General features: G+C 67.6%; 19 protein-coding genes. 10 read left to right on the top strand and 9 right to left on the bottom strand.

What is annotated here, in order from left to right; all coding sequences use genetic code 11:
* Positions 1 to 14: 14 nt before the first annotated feature.
* Positions 15 to 764, top strand: a complete 750-nt coding sequence (locus AC50YC_RS00140; RefSeq protein WP_494951631.1) for a GAF and ANTAR domain-containing protein — start codon at positions 15 to 17, stop codon at positions 762 to 764.
* Here AC50YC_RS00140 and AC50YC_RS00135 read toward each other — a convergent pair.
* The 4 genes from AC50YC_RS00135 to AC50YC_RS00120 form a co-directional block, all read right to left on the bottom strand.
* Positions 761 to 2,797 (bottom strand): putative bifunctional diguanylate cyclase/phosphodiesterase, encoded by a 2,037-nt coding sequence (locus tag AC50YC_RS00135; protein WP_494951630.1) that lies wholly within the window; start codon positions 2,795 to 2,797, stop codon positions 761 to 763. The genes AC50YC_RS00140 and AC50YC_RS00135 overlap by 4 nt on opposite strands.
* Positions 2,798 to 2,881: 84 nt before the next feature.
* Positions 2,882 to 3,565 (bottom strand): esterase/lipase family protein, encoded by a 684-nt coding sequence (locus AC50YC_RS00130; RefSeq protein ID WP_494951629.1) that lies wholly within the window; start codon positions 3,563 to 3,565, stop codon positions 2,882 to 2,884.
* Positions 3,562 to 4,371, bottom strand: coding sequence for an alpha/beta fold hydrolase (locus AC50YC_RS00125; protein WP_494951628.1), 810 nt, complete (start codon positions 4,369 to 4,371; stop codon positions 3,562 to 3,564). Before AC50YC_RS00125 ends, AC50YC_RS00130 begins: the two co-directional genes overlap by 4 nt.
* 78 nt (positions 4,372 to 4,449) lie before the next feature.
* On the bottom strand, positions 4,450 to 4,659 hold the full coding sequence (locus AC50YC_RS00120) for a hypothetical protein (RefSeq protein WP_494951627.1): 210 nt from the start codon (positions 4,657 to 4,659) through the stop codon (positions 4,450 to 4,452).
* A 179-nt stretch (positions 4,660 to 4,838) separates the two neighbouring features.
* Here AC50YC_RS00120 and AC50YC_RS00115 point away from each other — a divergent pair, with 179 nt between their 5' ends.
* Complete coding sequence (locus AC50YC_RS00115) at positions 4,839 to 5,084, top strand: hypothetical protein (protein WP_494951626.1); 246 nt, start codon at positions 4,839 to 4,841, stop codon at positions 5,082 to 5,084.
* 69 nt (positions 5,085 to 5,153) lie between these two features.
* On the opposite strand, the gene AC50YC_RS00110 is transcribed toward AC50YC_RS00115, so the two are convergent.
* On the bottom strand, positions 5,154 to 5,561 hold the full coding sequence (locus AC50YC_RS00110) for a VOC family protein (RefSeq protein ID WP_494951625.1): 408 nt from the start codon (positions 5,559 to 5,561) through the stop codon (positions 5,154 to 5,156).
* A gap of 144 nt (positions 5,562 to 5,705) precedes the next feature.
* A complete protein-coding gene (locus tag AC50YC_RS00105) occupies positions 5,706 to 6,272 on the bottom strand; it encodes a type 1 glutamine amidotransferase domain-containing protein (RefSeq protein WP_494951624.1) in 567 nt (188 codons plus the stop codon).
* Positions 6,273 to 6,543: 271 nt separating this feature from the next.
* Here AC50YC_RS00105 and AC50YC_RS00100 point away from each other — a divergent pair, with 271 nt between their 5' ends.
* The 3 genes from AC50YC_RS00100 to AC50YC_RS00090 all read left to right on the top strand — a co-directional run bounded on the left by AC50YC_RS00100 (position 6,544) and on the right by AC50YC_RS00090 (position 8,705).
* Complete coding sequence (locus tag AC50YC_RS00100; RefSeq protein WP_494951623.1) at positions 6,544 to 6,795, top strand: DUF2630 family protein; 252 nt, start codon at positions 6,544 to 6,546, stop codon at positions 6,793 to 6,795.
* A gap of 18 nt (positions 6,796 to 6,813) precedes the next feature.
* The gene (locus AC50YC_RS00095; RefSeq protein ID WP_494951622.1) at positions 6,814 to 7,791 is read left to right on the top strand and encodes a CapA family protein; all 978 of its coding nucleotides are present in this window, start codon (positions 6,814 to 6,816) and stop codon (positions 7,789 to 7,791) included.
* 179 nt (positions 7,792 to 7,970) lie between these two features.
* Positions 7,971 to 8,705, top strand: coding sequence for a GAF and ANTAR domain-containing protein (locus AC50YC_RS00090; RefSeq protein ID WP_494951621.1), 735 nt, complete (start codon positions 7,971 to 7,973; stop codon positions 8,703 to 8,705).
* Positions 8,706 to 8,737: 32 nt separating this feature from the next.
* On the opposite strand, the gene AC50YC_RS00085 is transcribed toward AC50YC_RS00090, so the two are convergent.
* The gene (locus AC50YC_RS00085; RefSeq protein ID WP_494951620.1) at positions 8,738 to 9,490 is read right to left on the bottom strand and encodes a GAF and ANTAR domain-containing protein; all 753 of its coding nucleotides are present in this window, start codon (positions 9,488 to 9,490) and stop codon (positions 8,738 to 8,740) included.
* Between the two features lie 196 nt (positions 9,491 to 9,686).
* Here AC50YC_RS00085 and AC50YC_RS00080 point away from each other — a divergent pair, with 196 nt between their 5' ends.
* The 3 genes from AC50YC_RS00080 to AC50YC_RS00070 all read left to right on the top strand — a co-directional run bounded on the left by AC50YC_RS00080 (position 9,687) and on the right by AC50YC_RS00070 (position 11,913).
* Positions 9,687 to 9,908 carry a hypothetical protein gene (locus AC50YC_RS00080; protein ID WP_494951619.1) on the top strand — a complete coding sequence of 74 codons (222 nt, stop codon included), beginning with the start codon at positions 9,687 to 9,689 and terminating at the stop codon, positions 9,906 to 9,908.
* Positions 9,909 to 9,971: 63 nt separating this feature from the next.
* Positions 9,972 to 10,289, top strand: coding sequence for a DUF6221 family protein (locus AC50YC_RS00075; RefSeq protein WP_494951618.1), 318 nt, complete (start codon positions 9,972 to 9,974; stop codon positions 10,287 to 10,289).
* Between the two features lie 304 nt (positions 10,290 to 10,593).
* Positions 10,594 to 11,913, top strand: a complete 1,320-nt coding sequence (locus AC50YC_RS00070) for a S8 family peptidase (protein WP_494951617.1) — start codon at positions 10,594 to 10,596, stop codon at positions 11,911 to 11,913.
* Positions 11,914 to 11,964: 51 nt separating this feature from the next.
* Here AC50YC_RS00070 and AC50YC_RS00065 read toward each other — a convergent pair whose 3' ends face one another.
* Entirely contained in the window at positions 11,965 to 12,576 is a 612-nt protein-coding gene (locus AC50YC_RS00065) for a DnaJ family domain-containing protein (protein ID WP_494951616.1), read from the bottom strand.
* Positions 12,577 to 12,739: 163 nt separating this feature from the next.
* On the opposite strand from AC50YC_RS00065, the gene AC50YC_RS00060 reads away from it, so the two are divergent.
* Both AC50YC_RS00060 and AC50YC_RS00055 read left to right on the top strand, forming a co-directional pair.
* The gene (locus AC50YC_RS00060) at positions 12,740 to 13,909 is read left to right on the top strand and encodes a glycosyltransferase (protein WP_494951615.1); all 1,170 of its coding nucleotides are present in this window, start codon (positions 12,740 to 12,742) and stop codon (positions 13,907 to 13,909) included.
* Positions 13,906 to 15,357 (top strand): lipopolysaccharide biosynthesis protein, encoded by a 1,452-nt coding sequence (locus AC50YC_RS00055; RefSeq protein ID WP_494951614.1) that lies wholly within the window; start codon positions 13,906 to 13,908, stop codon positions 15,355 to 15,357. Before AC50YC_RS00060 ends, AC50YC_RS00055 begins: the two co-directional genes overlap by 4 nt.
* 64 nt (positions 15,358 to 15,421) lie before the next feature.
* Here AC50YC_RS00055 and AC50YC_RS00050 read toward each other — a convergent pair whose 3' ends face one another.
* Positions 15,422 to 17,335: a hypothetical protein gene (locus tag AC50YC_RS00050; protein ID WP_494951613.1), complete on the bottom strand. Its 1,914-nt coding sequence runs from the start codon at positions 17,333 to 17,335 to the stop codon at positions 15,422 to 15,424.
* Positions 17,336 to 17,494: the final 159 nt, after the last annotated feature.

Raw genomic sequence — 17,494 nt, 5'->3', positions numbered from 1 at the left:
GACACAACGAGACAGTGGTTAGAGAATCAACCGCAGCTTCCATAGACGCAACTTCAACCAACCAGCACCTGCAGGAACTGATGCTCAACAGCTCCGACGTTGAGGATTTCCTGCGCGAGTTGGCGCGGGTTTCCGCGCGCAGCCTCTCGGAGCCCGGCGACGAGATCCTGTGCGGGATCACGCTCTTCCGGCACCGGAAAGCCGCGACCGTGGCCAGCAGCAGCGCGGCCGCCCAGGCCATGGACGAAATCCAATACACCTTCGGTGACGGCCCGTGCGTGACGGCGTCCCGGGAACAGGAAACTGTCCATATCCGGGATCTCGACGATTGCGGGCGCTGGCCGCAGTACGCCGCCAGCGTCCGGGGTCACGGCGTCCGCTCGATCCTGGCCCTGCCGTTCCTGCTGGACGGTGACACCCGGGCGGCCCTCAACCTGTACTCGCACCGCGCGGGCCGGTTTGATGGCAGGGCGATGGACCTGGCCCGGACCTTCGTGAGCCAGACGTCCCTGGCGCTGCGCCTGGCGGTGCGATTCGCGCACTACAGCGACACTGCGGCGAACCTCAGGGCAACGCTGGAGACACGGACCGGCATCGACGTCGCGGTAGGCATCATCATGGCGCAGAACCGCTGCAGCCAGGCGGAGGCCTTCGAGCTCCTCAAAGCCGCTTCCAGCGCACGCAACATCAAGCTGCACGCCGTGGCGGCCGGGGTCGTGGAGTCGCTTGGTAAGGGACCGGCCCAGACGCACTTCGACGCCTAAGCCCCGCGCCGGATTTCCCGGACCAGCCAATCCACAATCATCCGGCTGGCGCCGGAACTGCTGTCGGCCCGATGCTGCTGGGCGTGCCAGCGGTGGACGTTCTCCTGCCTCCCGCCGCGGGACTCCAGGTATCCCGTGAAGAGGCAGTCCCCGACGGCGTGCGGGTGCGGGGATCCGAGCCGAAGGAACTTCCAGTGGAAGGCCAGCGCACCGAGGGCAGTCCGGACCCGGCGGTGGTACTCCTGAGGTTCGAAGTCCGCCGTCCAGCCCGGGACCTCGGCGGTCGGCATCGGGCGGGCGAGGTGGTAGCCCTGGCCGTACCGGGCGCCCAATACGGCCACGGCTTCGGTCGCGCCCAGGTCTTCCAGGCCTTCGGCGACGACCGTCAGGCCGAAATCCCGGCCGATCTGCACGAGGGTGGCAATCAGGCTGAGTGTTTCCAGCGGACCGGTGCGTAGACCCGTGAGCAGGTCCCGGTCGATCTTTAACGCCGTGAAGGGCAGCATCGACAGCCGCTTGAGGCTGCTGTAGCCCGCGCCGAGATCATCCATGGCGAGGCCCACGCCCAGCGTGACCAGCCGGTTCAGCGGTCCGCGGAGCAGGTCCCAGTCCGCGGTCTCGGATTCGAGCAGTTCCAGGACCAGCCGCTCCGGCGCGACCGCATGCCGCCGGAGCGCCTCTTCAACGAAGGGCGGGCAGGCCGGGTCCAGCAGGGTGGACGGCGCAATGTTGACGGAGACCTTGGCGGAGAGCCCCAGCCCGTCCCAGGCCGCGAGGCTCGCCAGCACCTGCTCCAGCCCCGCCCGGAACAGCCATGCGGTCTCGGCCGCGCTGAGGTGCGGGAGGAACGCCGCCGGCGGCACAACGCTGCCATCCCCGAGCCTTAGCCGGGCCAGGGACTCGAAGAGATAGACGCCGCCTGCGTCGAGGTCCACGGTTGGCTGCATGAACATTTCCAGCCCGCCGTCGAAGAGCCGCTCCCGGTGGAAGGCGACGGAATCACCGGAGGGATCCGCCCCCGCGGGTGTCCCACCGGGTGGTTCGACGGTCGCCGGGGATCCCGCAGCCACGCCGGCGTCCACGGCATCCCCGGCCAGCCGCCACCAGCCCTGAGTTCCGCCCCCGCGGGCTTTGGCCACATTGAGCGCGGCATCGGCACCACGCAGCAGGGTGCGCATTTCAATGCCATCGCGGGGCGAACATGCCAGCCCCGCGCTCATGGTCAGGGAAATCAATTCCCCGGAGACGTCGAAGGGCTCGGCCATACTCCGGCCGAGCCGCTGAAGCACGCCGCCCAGCGCCGCATCATCGCCGCCGGCCGCGCCCGCAACCACGAGCACGAATTCGTCGCCGCCCATCCGCGCGAGGAACTCCGCCGGCTGGAGCCGGGCCTGCATCCGGGCGGCCCAGCTTTTCAGGATGATGTCACCGGCCTCATGCCCCAGGGCGTTGTTCACTTCCTTGAACCGGTCCAGGTCAATGAGTCCGACGGCGACGGCCGGCCGGGAGCCGCCGTCGGGATCCAGCACCTTGGCGAGGTGGCCATCCAGGGCGGCGCGGTTGGGCAGGCCGGTCAGTTGATCGTGGGTGGTCTGGAACCGGAGCTGTTCGTGCAGGGCGACCCGGGCGGTAATGTCCCGCTGCACGCTGACGAAGTGTGTCACCTGACCGTGCTCGTCCCGGAGCGGGGTAATGGCCAGGGCGTTCCAGAACGGCGATCCGTCCTTGCGGTAGTTGAGGATCTCCCCCCGGAACTGTTCCCCGCGGGCCAGGGCGTCACGGATGGCCCCGGCGGCCTCCGGCGCGGTACCCGCACCCTGGAGGATCCGGCAATTAATGCCGAGCACCTCCGCTTCCGAGTAGCCGGTGATGGCGCTGAAGGAGCGGCTGGCATGCAGGATGTTCTGTGCCGCATCCGTGATCAGGGAAATTTCGGAGGTCGCTTCAAGGGCGCGGACCAGGAGCTCCGGGGGAATGCCGTCGGCAACATCGGGCGACGCCCCGGCCGCGGGAAATGGCCGGCGAAGAGACATACTGAACCCTTGAAAGGTCAGTCCGGGATCCGGACACTGATACGTTCACTGTCAGACTAGCCGTCGAGGGGCTGGCGCGGGCGACTATTGGCTCGAAGGCGCGGCCGCTGTGTCCAGGATGGTCCGGATCGTGCCCTCGTGGGCCAGGATCCGGAAGTGCCCGGCGGTGTCGAGCTGGATATTCCGGGCGCCGGGGAGCACGCTCCCCTCGGGGATGTGCGGGTCAAAGCTCCCGTAGACCGAGGTGATGCGCTCGTTGACGCGTTCCTCACGGGAGAGCTGCATGGTCACGGCATTCCGTGGCGAGAAGGCCCGCAGGCTCGGCAGCAACATGAACAAGGCGTAGCGCGAGCCGGAGAACGGCGAGCAGACCGCCACCATGCCGGCGATCCGGCGTTCCGGATCCAGCTGCATCATCACGAATTTGCCGATCAGCCCGCCTTTGCTGTGGGCGACGATCACCGCGTCCGTGAGGTCACGATCCCGAATGTATCCGGCAATCAGATCCGCAGCTTTGGGAACCGCGAGCCGGTTCCGGTGCAGCGGGGTCAGCACGTGCACCGGATGGCCGGCCTCATGAAGCCGCTTGACCAGCGGCAGCATAAAGCGCCAATCCTCGTAAACCCCCGGAATCACCACCACGGGCCGCCCGGTCCCGCTGAGGAAATCCTCCGGCCTGGTCCGGGACACAGCGCTGAGGATCTGCCGGCCGGCGGCATAGAGGTAGTCCTGGGCCCACCACCGGGCGGCCTGCAGGACCCCGCTCATGCCGGGCGCCCCTGGGGAGCCTCTCCAGCCGTCCTGCGGATCCCGGCGAAGTCCAGGATGGCTCCCGCCACCTCCCCGGAGCGGTTGTGCTGCACCACGTGCCCCGTGCCTTCGATTTCGAGCACTTGCCCCTGGGCTGCGTGCGCGGCCAGCCGACGGCACCAGTCTGCGGAGGCCACCGGATCGTTGGCGCCGCGCACCACGAGGACCGGAGCGGACACCCCCGGAATCTTTTGTTCCGTGGGGTAGCCCATCATGACGCGCAGGGTCTTCAGGTACCAGAGGGGCCCGCAGCGGAAATAGTCGGTGAAAACGAGGGCGTTCGAGGACGGGCTTTCGAAGAACACGCTGTCCCGGCCCAACGCCAGGGCCTGCTGCACCACGGTGCGGCGCTTAGCATCGACCACCGGTCCCATCAGGACCAGCTGGGAGATCCGGCCGGGCTGCTGGAGCGCCGCTTCGATCGCGAACTGGGTGCCCATCGAGTGCCCCACAAGCACGAACTCCAGGACCCCCAGCTGTTCCAGCGCGCCGTGGATATACGTTGCGTGGTCGGCGACCGTGAGGGTGTGCTCCGGCCGTGGCGTTGAGCCGAAGCCGGGCAGGTCAATCGAGTAGGTGTCCACAGACTCGGCCAGCAGCCCGTGGAGCCTCTTGAGATAGCGGTGCGAGACGCCGATTCCGTGGATCAGCACAACGGCCGGACGCGCCGCCTCCGCACCGGCTAAACCGGCCGGCCGTGTGGAGACAAACAAATGGCCCAGATGGCCTGCGGCCTCGATCTCAAAACGGTCGGGCCTGTCCATGGTGGGCTCTTTCCTGTTCAGCGCATTTGTTCAGCGCCACTTGTCAGCGTCTACTAAGCATACTGACAATCCAGCCGGTCACTCGCTCCTCTTGTCGCGCTCGCTGAACTCCTCATCGAGGTCGTAGTGCCTGAATTCGGTCTCCGGGTTCGGTTCGCCATCTGCCACGTATTCGTGGTCCAGCTGCCGCTGGACCTGGCTGTCGAGGACCTGCAGGTCCTTGTTTTCCACCTTGGTGAGGTCCTCCGGGAACTCATCCTCCGGCGTGAGGTGCAACTTCTCGGTCATGGCATGCCTCTCTTGGCCGGGAAGGTGGACTCGAATTTGCGGCGCCCGGCCGCCTTTAGAATAGCCGCGCCCACGGTAGAGGGGAATACGCGGGCCGGGCGGCGGTGTATCTTGGGCAGTCAGGGCCCGCGGCCGGGCCCTGACTGTTGGACCAGAGCAGCCAGAGCGGGGAGGAACCGATGGGCAAGGAACCCAAGGAACCAGAAGAAATCGTCAAGGACGGCGTCGAGGACGTAAGCCAGGCCGGTGCCGCGCCGGTGCCCCGCGAGGAAGGCCAGGACGAGAGCCTTCGGGGTTCAGGCACCACCGAGGCACAGGCAGCAGCCGGGGCCAACGACGGCAATAAGGCGACCGGCCCGGCGGAGGAACAGGACGAGCAGTCCGTCGACGACCGCGGACTCACGACGGATTCCAGCCCCGACTAGGGGCCGGGCGGCCCACTCGCCGCCCGGCCCGGCATCCGGGCGGCTCCAGTCCGCGGCCGCCCTTGGCCCCTACTCGGGGCCGACGTTGACCAGCCAGTCCGTGCCGAAGCGGTCCGTGCACATGCCGAAGACATCCCCCCAGGGCGCTTTCTCCATGGGGACCGTCACTCGGCCGCCGTCGGCGAGCTTGTCGAAGTAACCGCGCAGTTCGGACTCGTCGGAGCCGCTCAGCGAGACGGAGATGCTGCTTCCCGGCGTGTATTCCATGCCGTTGGGTGTGTCCGCACCCATCAGCACCATTCCCTTGTCCGTGGTCAGCATGGCGTGCATGATCTTGTCCTGCTCGGCGGCATCTTCGCTGGCGTGATACTCGCCGAAGGTACTCGTGTTCAGTTCGCCGCCGAAGACCGACTGGTAGAAGGTCATTGCTTCCTTGGCGTTGTCGCGGAAACTCAGGTACGGGTTAAGCGTGGTCATATCCGGGACTCCTTGCAGCTGGGGCGCCGGCCAGGGTGCCGCGTTGCGGCCGCGGCGGCGCACGTTACACGGCATATCCTGCCCCAGATCAGCCCTGGAGGGTAGATGCGGCCGCAGCGCGGGCCACTTGCGGGGCGTCGCCGCCTAGGCGGTCTGGCCGGCGTGCTCGCCCTCCTCGATTTCCTCCAGCACTTTGTCGTTGAAGGCGGGAAGATCGTGCGGATTCCGGCTGGTCACGAGGCCCTGGTCGACCACCACTTCCTGGTCACTCCAGTTGGCGCCGGCGTTCTTCAGGTCGGTCTGGAGCGTGTGGTACGAGGTGACATTCCGGCCGCTGATGACGCCGGCCTCAATCAGCAGCCAGGGGCCGTGGCAGATCGAGGCCACCGGCTTGTGCTGCTCAAAGAAGGCCCGGGTAAAGGCCTGGGCGTCCTTGTCGGCGCGGAGGTGGTCCGCGTTGACGACGCCGCCGGGGATCACCAGGGCGTGGAAATCAGAGGCGTTAGCCTCGGCGACGGTGAGGTCGACGTCGAATTTCTGCCCCTTCTCGGTGCCGTCGTAGCCCTGGAGCTTGCCGCCCTTGGGGGCAACCAGGGTGGGTTCGCCGCCGGCCTCTTTCACGGCGTTCCAGGGGCTGGTCAGTTCCACCTGCTCCACACCGTCCGTGAGCAGGAAGGCGACTTTCTTACCGGCAATGTTGTGCTCTGACATGGGTCCTCCTCTGGTGGCCGGGGAGGTCCACGCGGCCGTGGCCCGGCCGGGAACCTCCACACGGAGAGATTGATGCCTTACAGGACCAACTCTAGGAAGCGCCAAAATAATAAGCAAGCTGATTATGTTGCTGTTTTGTCCCGCCGGGCACCCGGCGCAGCTATCGCCGCGGACTCCACCTGCTTTGCCTGTAACGCGAGCCGGTCCTCTGGCCGGCGCATCTCAGCCTCGCTACTCTGGCGGGAGGACTGCTACCCGAAAGAAGGCTGTCATGGACGAAAAACACATCCTGGAACGAATTTCAGCGCTGGTGGAAGAAGAGCAGGCGCTCCGCGAGAAAGCCCCGTCCTCCTCGCCGGACTACGAACACGGTCCGGAGCACACGCGGTTGAAGCGCATCGAAGAGGACCTGGACCAGTGCTGGGACCTCCTGCGGCAGCGGAGGGCCAAGCTGCAGTACGGCGAAAACCCGAATGAGGCAGAGCCCCGCCCCGTCAAGCAGGTGGAAAACTACGAATCCTGAGCCCCGGACGGGTGTGCGATGTTGATTGGGTTGCTGGGCGACGTCATGCTGGGACGGCTGGTCAACGAGCGGCTGAGACGGGTCGGCGCCGAGTACCCGTGGGGAGACACGGACTCCGTGCTGCGCCAGGCGGACCTGACGATCGCCAACCTCGAATGCGTCCTGGCAGCCGGCGGAGAGCCGGAGGCCGGGAAGGTCTTTTACTTCCGGTCCGACCCGAAGAACGTGGCAAGCCTCCGGTCCGCAGGAATCGGGATGGTGTCGGTGGCCAACAACCACGTCCTGGACTACGGGGCCGGCGCCTTCCGCGAAATGCTCCCGGTCCTCGACTCGGCCGGCATCCTGCATGCCGGGGCCGGCCTCGACCGGGACGCCGCCCGCCGGCCGGCGGTGCGCCGCGTGGCCGGGACCGCCGTCGGCCTCATTGCCTTCACCGACAACCAGCCGGACTGGGAAGCTGACGGCGAGCCCGGCGTCTTCTACGTCCCGGTGGTGGACAGCGACCCCAGGGTGGCCGATTTGCTGGCCCTGGTCCGGCGCACCAAGGCACGCGTCGGGCTCTTGATCGTCTCCGCCCATTGGGGGCCAAACTGGGGCTCCGGGGCTCCGTCCGAGCACCGCGAGCTGGCGCGGGCACTGATCGAGGCGGGGGCCGACGTGGTCTTCGGGCATTCGCCGCACATCTTCCGCGGCGTCGAGCTGTTCCGGAACCGGCCGATCATCTACAGCGCCGGGGACTTTGTGGACGACTACGCGGTGGATCCGCTGGAGCGCAACGACCAGTCGTTCATCTTCCTGCTCTCCACGGACGGGGGAACACCGCTGACGCTGCGGCTGTACCCGACCCTGATCACCGATTTCCAGGCAAGGTTGGCGGGCCGGAATTCCCGGCAGATCGCGGAACGGATGCAGCGGCTCAGCCGGCACCTCGGGACGGCGAGCAGTTGGGACGCCGCCGGCGGGTTCCTGGAAATTCCGCTGGCTGCTGCGGGCTGAGGCTGAGGCCGGCACCAGCGGCCGTGCAGGACGACGACGGCGGGACGTCGCGCAGTCGTCGATCTTTAGCCGCCACACAGTGCGGCGGGCTATGCTTGAAGTGGACCGCCGCACTAGGCGTCCCGGCTCAGCAGGGGGCATACGCAGGGTGATCGTGCCCTCACGCCGTAAGGCCGCAAGTGCTTAACCAGCCATTCAATCCGCTCCCCCTCGATGAACTGACCGCCGTCTTCGCGCGCATCAAAGGCCTGCTCCTGACCGAGGACAAGGTGGACCGCGCGCTTCAGCTGCTCGTTCAGGCGGTCCGGGATGCCATTCCAGGATCCGCCGGGGCCGGCATCTCCCTGTTCGACGAGCACGGGCGCGGAAGCAGCACCGCGTCGACAGCACGATTCGTGGGTCAGGTGGACACCGCCCAGCACGATTTGGGTCAGGGCCCGTGCGTGGAGGCCTGGACCGCTGGGACAACGGTCCTGGTCCACGACGCCGCGGCGGATGATCGGTGGCCGCTCTGGGGCGGGGCCGTCGTTTCGCTGCCCGTCCGCTCCGTTGTCAGCACGCCGCTGGCCGCCGCCGGCGATCCCCTCGGAACGCTGAAGGTCTACGCCACCCTGCCGGCAGCCTATACCGCCGCGACCGGGCATCTGCTTGAGAAGTTCGCTGTTCCCGCGGCAACCCTGCTCGCCCATGTCCAGGGCTCCGAGACACCCCGGCACCTGAGTGGCCCGCTCAAAGGCGCACTCGCCGGCCGGGACAACACCAACCGCGCGTGCGGGATCCTGATGGAACGCCATGGACTGTCGGCGGAGCAGGCCCTTCAAGAGTTGTTGCATCGTGCCCGGACCGATCAAACACCGCTGTCCCGGGTGTGCTCGGATCTTATCGATGGCACCCGGTTTACTGCCAACGGCTGAGAACCTGGTGCCGGGCGCGAGCCCGGCCGGTGTCAGGGTTTTTTGGCCATTTCCCCGCTGACGGTCAACCGCTCCGCGACGTCGTGAAGCTTGATGTTCAGCTCCGAGCTGGCCCGAGAGAGCAGCAGGAAAGCCTGCTGGGCCGTGATCTTGTAGCGTTCCATCAGGATTCCCTTGGCCTGCCCGATCAGGTCCCGGGTATCCAGTGCCTGGGTGAGCTGGCTGACCTGCTGGCTGCCGGCGACGGCGACCGCGGCGTGGGCCGCCACCATCGCCCCAATGCGCTCGGATTCGGCGTCAAAGGCGCCTACTTCCTTCCCGAACAGATTCAAGGCTCCGAGGTGGGCGCCATCGACGAAGAGCTGGAAGGAGAGCATGCTCCGTGCTCCGAGCTTGTAGGCCGCCCGCGAAAATTCCGGCCAGCGCTGGTCCGAGCTGAGATCGGGAACGCTGACAACCCGCTCTTCGTAAGAGGCCTCCAGGCACGGACCTTGCCCGGTCTCGCTTTGCAGGGCATCCACCTGGCGCGGCATTTCACTGGAAGCAGCACGCGAGTCGATCGTCCGGCGGCCCGTGACGAGGCTGACCGAGGCCTCGGCCGCATGCGGTACCAGCTCTAACGCGGCGTGCACGATCCCGGCCAGCACGGAGTCAGGGTCATCCTCGTGCTGGAGCTCCCGGGCGATGTCACCCAGCCGGGTGGCAAGAGCGTCCGCGCTGATCGGCGCCTCGCCGCGCGCACTCTGTTCCCGGTCACCGATGTCCGCTGAATTTGGCACCATCATGGCGCACCCCTTCTCGCCTGGTTGAAGTCGCTGCTCTCCTTCGAAATATACCCCTGCGAAAGCATCCCGGTACCGGGACCGAGACAAATATCTGACGGGTCGGTCACCCGGTACTAACGTCGCCGTGTGAGACTGGTGGCATCGGACTCAATCGAGACTGGCACCCGCCTGCACGGCACTCCAAGGAGCAGCAGACATGAACAGTCCAGAGCACAATTCCCCCGGCCGCCAAATCCACGAGCAAAGCCAGCACCGGCCCGACCTGAGCAGCCTGCACGTCCGCGAGGACGTGGCCATTACCGGACTTTGCGGCAACGTCCACCTGCCCACCGGCCGGACCTGTGAGGGGACCGAGCGGCACGAGGGTTCCTGCCTCTTCGTCGGTCCCGAGGACGCGGCAAACCTGGCGGTCCACTAGCCGACGGGACAGTCGCGGCGCCCGGGCTGGCTGCAGGCCAAGGACCGCGCGTACGCTCGCGGTGTGGACATTGTCGATTTCCTGTCCGAGCGGATCACCGAGGACGAGGCCGTGGCGCGGACCCTCCTGGGCGACCGGACTGTCTCCAAATCCGGCGCCTGGTACGAACAACGACTGTTGCTCGAATGCGAGGCCAAGCGGCGACTGATCCGCATCGTGGAATCAGCCCGGCAGGCGGCACTCGCGTCACTGGTCAGCGACCCCGTTCAGGACGCAGGCTGGATCCCGCAATCCCTGGAATGGCTGGAGCAGTCCCTGAACACGCTGGCCCTGCCCTACTACGACCACCCCGACTTCGATCAGGAGTGGCTCCGCACTTAGGGACCGCCGCCTGATCAGGGCCGCCCGGGCCCAAGCCTCCGACGGCGGCCGGGACCCGCCGTCGTCGAATTCCTGCTGTGGTCCTTTTCCAAGTAATGCCAAAGGTCCGTGTGCAAGAGACAGTCGCAGGCCTAAGCTAGGACCGGGGGGCGCTCAGTAGCGTAGACGCTTAAGGGAGGCCACTATGTTCAGCCACGTCCGCCGTTCGGGATCATCACGGGAACCAGTGCTTGCAGCCGCGGGGGCACGCCGGAATGCCGGAACCGCCGCGCCACCGCCGAAAATCACAAGGTTCCGGGGAATCGTGGGCGGCCTCGCAGCGCTGAGTCTCGCCGTGGCTGGAGGCCTGCTCGCCGCCGTCCCCTCAGCCGGCGCCGAGCCGGAACAACGCTACATTGTGGTGCTGAAGGATGGCTTCGTCGACGCCGGCACCACGGCCGCGGCACAGCAGGGCAGCTATGAACTCTCCGTATCCACGGTCTATCGGGCTGCCGTGAGCGGGTACGCGGCCACGATGACGGCATCTGTCGCGGCCCGCCTCGCGGCCGACCCTGGGGTTGACTTCGTTACCCTGTCCCGGGAATTCCATAAGCCCGAGGCCCCCGAACCGAGCACCCAGGTCGAGCCGCTCTGGTGGCTGAGGATCGGCGGCGCTGCCTCTGATGACACGAGGCACCAGGGTGACACAGACTCCGTCGCCGTCAACGTGGCCGTGATCGACAGCGGGATCGACGGAAGCCATCCGGACCTCAATGTGCGCGGCGGCATCGATTGCTCCACCGGGTCGCCAGTCAAGGTGGACCCTACGGACGATGTTGGACACGGGACCTTCGTGGCCGGGGTCATCGGAGCCAAGGACAACAACGAGGGCGTGATCGGCGCGGCACCGGGAACCCCGCTGTGGTCCGTTCGCGTTGTGGATGACGCCGGCATGATCACGGAGGAAATGCTCATCTGCGCCATCGACTGGGTGACGGCGACGCGCAAGGACAAGGACCCGAAGAACGACATTGAGGTGGCCAACATCAGCATCGGCGGCCCGGGCACCGAAACTGACAACTGCGGCAAGGGCACGGATCCCATGCACTACGCCATCTGTCGCTCCGTCAAGGCCGGAGTCGTCTACGCCGTCGCAGCCGGAAACTCCGGTGAAGACATCGCAGGCACGGTCCCGGCCACGTACGACGAGGTGCTGACCGCCACGGCGATAGCAGACTTCGACGGCAAGCCTGATGGCCTCGAGGCCCCGGTCTGCGGGGCCGAGGACTGGGCCGGGGTGGGGCAACTGGATGACCGTCCGGCGTTCTTCTCCAACTACGCCAGCGAGTCCGAGGACAAGGCGCATACCATCGCCGGCCCCGGGGTCTGCATGACCTCCACGGCCCCGGGCGGCTACTCCGTGGCCCACGGAACCAGCTTCGCCAGCCCTGCCGTCGCCGGTTCCCTGGCGCTGTGCATCAGCGAAGGGGAATGTGAGGGAACGGGCGAGGACGTGATGTCCCAGTTCCTGGACATCACCGCGTCGTACAACAAGAAACACAGCGACTTCGGCTTCGAGGGCGACCCGCTCCGCCCGATCGATGGCCAGTACTACGGTTACCTGACCCAGATCGCGCGGTACTGAATCTCGCGGTACTGACCCGGGCCGCGGCCAGAGGCCAACGGCAGCAGGCCGCTAGGGACCGGACCAGAACCGCCGCCACCACCGACGGCGGATCTGTTCCGGTCCCTGTTGCGCCGCCAGCTCAGCGACGGCGGCGGCGCGGGCCGCGCGGCGCTCCACCCAGCGCCGCACCTCGGACTCGACGTCGCGGGTCTTCGTGACGACCGGCGGCCCGCCCTGCAGCTGCCGCCTGGCATCAATCACGCGGGCGTTGAAATCTTCCAGGAGCTGGCGGACCTGTTTTTCGGAGTGCTGCTCGTCGATCCGGTCATCGAGCCCGGCGTCCTCGGTGCGGAGCAGGATGGCCCTGGGACCCATCCCGGTGATGTTTTCGCGCTGGATCAGGCCTTTGACCCACCAGTCGGGATCGTACTTCTCCCCCAGCCCGGGGATGGGTTTTCCGGCGTATTTGAGGTGGTCGAATTTGCCCTGCGCCATGGCATCGCGGATCAGATACTCGGCCCTGGCGGCGTCGTCGAATTTTGCACGCAGTTCCCGTTCCTTCTCTTCGGAAGCGGCCAGTTCCTCCTCTTCCTGGACCGACATTCCGCTCACCCGAAGAGAGCGGAGTTCCGCTGCACGCTCCACCCGGCGCCGGAACGACCCACTTGACCCTCCGCTCATAGCTCCCCGTCCTTCTCTGCTGCGCCGATATGCACCCTGCTTCCAGTATGCGAACCAAAATCCCGGCGGCCAAGGACGAACGCCGGGGCGGCTGCGTGAGGCGGCCGGAACAGGGCCATTGGACCCCCGGCCGCCCGGCCCCCGGCTCCAGTACACTCGTGCAATGAGGCTTCTGTACATCACAGAAAGTGTGCCCAATCGGGACCCCGTGTTCGGTGACGGCAGCTCCATGATCCCCTATGAGATCCTGCGGAATCTGCCGGCCGACGTGGACGTGACCCTGCTGACGTACGCAGGGCCGGTCGGGCTTCCGGACGAGGTGCGCAGCCGCTGCGCAGCGGTCCACGTCCTGACGCCCCGGAGCCGCAAAGCGGCGCTGGTGCGCTCCGTCGCTGGACTGAACGGCGTCGGAAAGCACGAACGCGCCACGGCGGAGGCCCTCTCGACGGCAGCCAGGCTTTCCGCGGACAGTGACGCCACCCTGATCCACGGGCCGCACGCCCTGGTCCTCGCCCGCCACGTGCAGGGACCGGTTGTCCTGCAGACAGTGGACCCCTGGTCGATCAGAGCCGGGATGGACACCGCTATTGCGCCCCGCTTCCTGCGGCCTGCCTACCGGGCGCGGGAGCGTCAATGGTTGCGGTCCGAGCGCCGGCTGCCCGCGCGGGCACGCCTGCTCACGGTGGGGTCCCAGGACGCCCGTGAATGGGTCGAACGGCTGGGGAGGCCGGTGCGGAGCATCCCGAACGGAGCCGAGTTGGCCGTCCGCCCTGACTCCCGGCAGAGTGTCCCCGTCATCTGCTTCGTCGGCAGTCTGAACTACGGACCGAACATCGACAGCGCGAAGGTCCTGGTCGGGAAGATCGCTCCCCTCGTCTGGGAGCAGGTCCCTGACGCGAGGTTCGTCCTCGCCGGCCGCCGCCCCGAGCCTGAGGTCCTCGCCCTGGCCGGCCCCCGGGTGGAGGTCCTCGCCAATGTGCCGTCCGTCCTCGATGTCTTCCAATCCGCCGATGTGGCAGCATTTCCAGACGAACACGGCGTCGGCATCCGGAACTCGGTCCGTGAAGCCCTCGCCGCGGGGCTCCCCGTGGTTGCGACGCCGGTCGCCGCGCGTGAACAGGAACCTCATCCCCTGCTGACCGTCGCGCAGGACACCGGCAGCTTTGTTGATCACATCGTCAACCGGCTGACCGGCCCCCGTCCGCAGGATGCAGAGCGCGACGCAGGCGCCGTCCGGACGTGGCAGACGGTCACGCAGGAGTACCTGGACGAGCTGCGCAGCGCGATCCAACCCGGCAGTGCGGATCTGCCGCTTGGAGGCTCACCGGCATGACATACGCTCCCGGAGAACTGGCCCGGACCGGTGTCCGGGGTGCCATCTGGCAGGGGCTGGCCTTTGCCAGCGGGAGAATCATCGTCCTGGTCACGACCATCGTGCTGGCGCGGCTGCTTTCCCCCGAGGAGTACGGCCTCGTGGCGCTGGCCCTGGTCCTCATGGCCTACGCGGAGACCGTCGCCGACGCCGGGGTGGCCCAGGCGCTGGTCTACCTTCCACGCACCGGCGTTATTGCTCGATCCGCGCTGCTGATCTCCGTGGTGCTTGGCACGCTCCTCGGCCTGGGCGCCTTCCTTGCCGCACCCCTGATTGCGGAGCTCTTCAGCCTTCCCGATGTGGAACCCCTGGTCCAGGTCCTGGGGATCTCGGTGCTGGCCACCGCGCTCGGCGCTGTCCCCGAGGCTCTGCTGCGGCGTGACCTGAAATTCAAGAAGCTCACGGCGGCCCCGGTGGTTCGTGCCGCCACGATGGGCACCGTAACCCTCACCCTCGCGTTCTCCGGCCACGGGGCCTGGTCACTGGCCGTCGGCACAGCAGCCGGGTCCGTGGCGTACGCAGCGACGTGCTGGTTCCTGCTCGGAAGGGGTGGACCCTGGCAAATCTGGCGTGTGCGCAAAGATGCCCTTCAGGCCAACCTGAAATACGGCGCACCGGTCGCCGGCAGCAGCCTCCTGGCCCGGCTGATCTTCGACATCGACTACCTCATCATCGGACTGTTCCTCGGCGCGCAGGCGCTCGGCTATTACACCCTGGCCTTCCGCCTCCCGGAAGTGCTTATCCTCAACGTCTTCTTTGTGCTGTCGACCGTCCTTTTCCCCCTGTACACCCAGGTCCGCAGCGAGCCGGAACGGCTCCGCTCCGGCTACCTGACCAGCGTGCGGATCCAGTCCCTGTACGGCGTCACCACCGGTGTGGGGCTGGCAGTCGTGGCCCCGGTTCTGGTGCCGCTGGTCTTTGGGGAGAAGTGGATGGACGCTGTCCTGCCGCTCGTTTTCCTCGCCCTCTACGCTGCGGCCCGCTCCCTGGGCGCCGGTGCCAACGACGTATACAAGGCCATCGGCCGTCCGGGGCTTTCCATCGGGGTATCGCTGGTGCGGCTCGTCATCCTTCTGCCGGTCCTGTTGTTTGCCACCCAGTGGGGCATCGTGGGCATCGCCTGCGCACAGTTCATCGTCGCGGTGTTGTTCGCCTGTGGGATGCAGCTCGTGGCCGCCAGAGTCATCCAGCTGCGGGCACGCGAACTGCTCCGTGCCATAGCCCCTGGCCTGGTCTGCGGGGCGGCGGTGGCGGTGGCGGGCCTCGGGGTCCTGGCGGCGCCGGTCCTGGGCGCAGTGACCACCCTGATCCTGGTTGTCCCGACAGCCGTTGCGGTGGTCTACGCGATTCTTCGCTTCGGGTTCAGGCCCCTGCATGATGAGCTGGTGCAGATGCTCCGGCGCCAGTGAGTCCGACGTTCCGCCGAATAAGCGGGAGCCGCTGAACCCGGGCCGGGAGCCTCCCGGCCCTTTCTCAGTTCTCCGGCCGGCGGCCGGTCACGGTCCCTTCGGGGACGGCGACGTCGAACAGCCGCAGCGCCAGGGCGAGCCGGGCCAGGACCGCCTTGGCCAGTCCGAAGCGGATTCCCCTGTGCAGCGCCAGGGTGTCCTTGACCGCGGTTGCCGACGCCACGGGAACCAGGCGGCCCGGACTGTCCAGGCTCGTCGCGTGCCAGGAGACGCTGACGTCCTCGAACCCATACCGCCTGAACGTCCGCTTCCATCCCGCCAGGGTTCGCGGGCCCGAGCGCCGCAGCAGCGAACGTTTCACCTGGGCACACATCCAGCCGCCGGGCTGCACCGCCGCCGCGGCCTTCTCGAAAAGCTGCAGTTCGGGCTCCCTGAGCAGCACAACCTCGAACACCTTTGCCGGGGTGCCGCTGCGGCCGGAGCGGGTGCCTGTGTGGCCGCCGGGCCGGATGCGGGTGGCGGCGGGGTCCAGCAGACGCAGCGCCGCCAGCAGCTCCGGGCCCACGGCACCGCCGTATCCCACGCTGCGGGGCTGCAGTACGGGCACCAGGAAGCGCCAGTCGAGCAGCCGCCACTGATGCAGGGACAGGGCGGCCGCATCCCCCGCGTTGGCCGCGGGGCTGTCCGGGTCGGAAATCTCCGCTTCGCCGGGGCATACGCTGCGCCACACCGTTTTTGTGGCCAACTGCTGGACCAAGTGCTGGGGCTGGGCGGCGTCGAGAATCCGGGATCCCGGCAGCCGATCGGCCAACGCCAGATAGGACTGCCGCCAGTGCTCCAGGATTTCTGCCGTGTGTTCACCCTTCCGGGAGAACATCACCTCACCCGGTACGTCGAGGACCAGCAGGAGATCCGGAGCGGCGCCCAGCCACACGGCGAGCGCGTTGGACACTCCGCCGGCGGGTTTGCTGCCTGAGGGATTGCTGCCAGCAGCGGAGGGCAGCAGGGCGTCGTAGGCGACCCGATCCATCAGCACCACGCGGCCGCGGGCACGGTGGTACCTGGCGGCCGTCCCTCCTTTGAGGACCCGGTACAACTTCTTTGCCGTTCGCCCGCCGGGAACCCGGTGCAGCCAGCCGTCCCAGGGACCCGCGCCCCACATTCCCATATAGACGTAGGCAGTGGGGACGGGGAAATCTGCGCGCATGCCGTGGAGCAGTGTGGTCTTGCCGGCGCCGTCGGGGGCCATAACCCCCACCACCAGTCCACGGCCGGGGAGCCTCGGGCTGAGCTGGCGCAAGGCACGGTTCGCCAGGGCCAGTGACTGGGTGCGCAGCGGTGCCCCGTCCGTCCAGCCGGACCGCAGCCGCGCGGCCAGGGCGGAGAACTCGCCAAATCTGCCCGAACGGACCAGCTCCAGCAGTTGCGCGGCGGTGCCCGGTCCGCTGCGCTGGTCCACGTACCCGGCGATGCCGTCCTCTGGCGACGCGGCGGCGGCCGCAGCCAGAGCTGTTCCTTCCCGTTGCGGCTGGATCTCCCCTTTGTCCAGTGCGAGGTGGAGGAGTTGCAGCCAGGCCTGGTCGGCCGGGGCGGGCATCCACAACCCGCCGTTCCGGACGCGCCTCTCGAGGCAGCCCGGCGCCAGCGGGGTCCGCCACTGCTGGAATGGGCCGAAGGAGATGTCCGAGACGATGTCCAGCTTCAGCCACAGCTCACCGGAGTCCGAGTACCCGAAGTAGAAGCGGTGGCTCCCGTGTCCCGCGGCGCGCACCCGGCACAGCCCGATCCCGCTCATCAGCTCGTCCAGGCCGGGTAGCAGCCCGCCCGCCACCAGGATGTCCACATCGCCGGCGGGCCGGGCAAGGTCATCCTCACCGCGCAACAGAACCCAGGGCACTCCCGTCTGGTCAAGGGCGGAAAACGCCTTGGCTACCCTCGGGTGCACGGCCGAATGACTGGTGTGCGGGTCCGCCGTCATGCGCACCGCCGTCGCGCGTGTCCTGGCAGCAAAGGTGCCGGGACGTCGCTTCGGACCTCGTGGACCATGTGCGTGAGACCTCCTTGGCCGGGTTCGGCTGACGCGTGAAGCTGCCCAGCGCTTCAATCAACCGCGTCACTCACCGGAAGACACCAACGA

The sequence above is a fragment of the Pseudarthrobacter sp. MDT1-56 genome, from assembly GCF_059383555.1.
The sequence above is the reverse complement of the archived record's forward strand: the minus strand, read 5'-3'. Positions and strand labels throughout refer to the sequence as shown.

What these genes read in the sequence shown, in the direction of transcription:
- AC50YC_RS00080 (WP_494951619.1), top strand. Translation starts at nt 9,687, where the DNA reads ATGAACAGTCCAGAGCACAATTCCCCCGGCCGCCAAATCCACGAGCAA.
- AC50YC_RS00085 (WP_494951620.1), bottom strand. Translation starts at nt 9,490, where the DNA reads ATGATGGTGCCAAATTCAGCGGACATCGGTGACCGGGAACAGAGTGCG.
- AC50YC_RS00125 (WP_494951628.1), bottom strand. Translation starts at nt 4,371, where the DNA reads ATGGACAGGCCCGACCGTTTTGAGATCGAGGCCGCAGGCCATCTGGGC.
- AC50YC_RS00055 (WP_494951614.1), top strand. Translation starts at nt 13,906, where the DNA reads ATGACATACGCTCCCGGAGAACTGGCCCGGACCGGTGTCCGGGGTGCC.
- AC50YC_RS00050 (WP_494951613.1), bottom strand. Translation starts at nt 17,335, where the DNA reads ATGACGGCGGACCCGCACACCAGTCATTCGGCCGTGCACCCGAGGGTA.
- AC50YC_RS00100 (WP_494951623.1), top strand. Translation starts at nt 6,544, where the DNA reads ATGGACGAAAAACACATCCTGGAACGAATTTCAGCGCTGGTGGAAGAA.
- AC50YC_RS00135 (WP_494951630.1), bottom strand. Translation starts at nt 2,797, where the DNA reads ATGTCTCTTCGCCGGCCATTTCCCGCGGCCGGGGCGTCGCCCGATGTT.
- AC50YC_RS00130 (WP_494951629.1), bottom strand. Translation starts at nt 3,565, where the DNA reads ATGAGCGGGGTCCTGCAGGCCGCCCGGTGGTGGGCCCAGGACTACCTC.
- AC50YC_RS00115 (WP_494951626.1), top strand. Translation starts at nt 4,839, where the DNA reads ATGGGCAAGGAACCCAAGGAACCAGAAGAAATCGTCAAGGACGGCGTC.
- AC50YC_RS00110 (WP_494951625.1), bottom strand. Translation starts at nt 5,561, where the DNA reads ATGACCACGCTTAACCCGTACCTGAGTTTCCGCGACAACGCCAAGGAA.
- AC50YC_RS00105 (WP_494951624.1), bottom strand. Translation starts at nt 6,272, where the DNA reads ATGTCAGAGCACAACATTGCCGGTAAGAAAGTCGCCTTCCTGCTCACG.
- AC50YC_RS00060 (WP_494951615.1), top strand. Translation starts at nt 12,740, where the DNA reads ATGAGGCTTCTGTACATCACAGAAAGTGTGCCCAATCGGGACCCCGTG.
- AC50YC_RS00095 (WP_494951622.1), top strand. Translation starts at nt 6,814, where the DNA reads ATGTTGATTGGGTTGCTGGGCGACGTCATGCTGGGACGGCTGGTCAAC.
- AC50YC_RS00120 (WP_494951627.1), bottom strand. Translation starts at nt 4,659, where the DNA reads ATGACCGAGAAGTTGCACCTCACGCCGGAGGATGAGTTCCCGGAGGAC.
- AC50YC_RS00065 (WP_494951616.1), bottom strand. Translation starts at nt 12,576, where the DNA reads ATGAGCGGAGGGTCAAGTGGGTCGTTCCGGCGCCGGGTGGAGCGTGCA.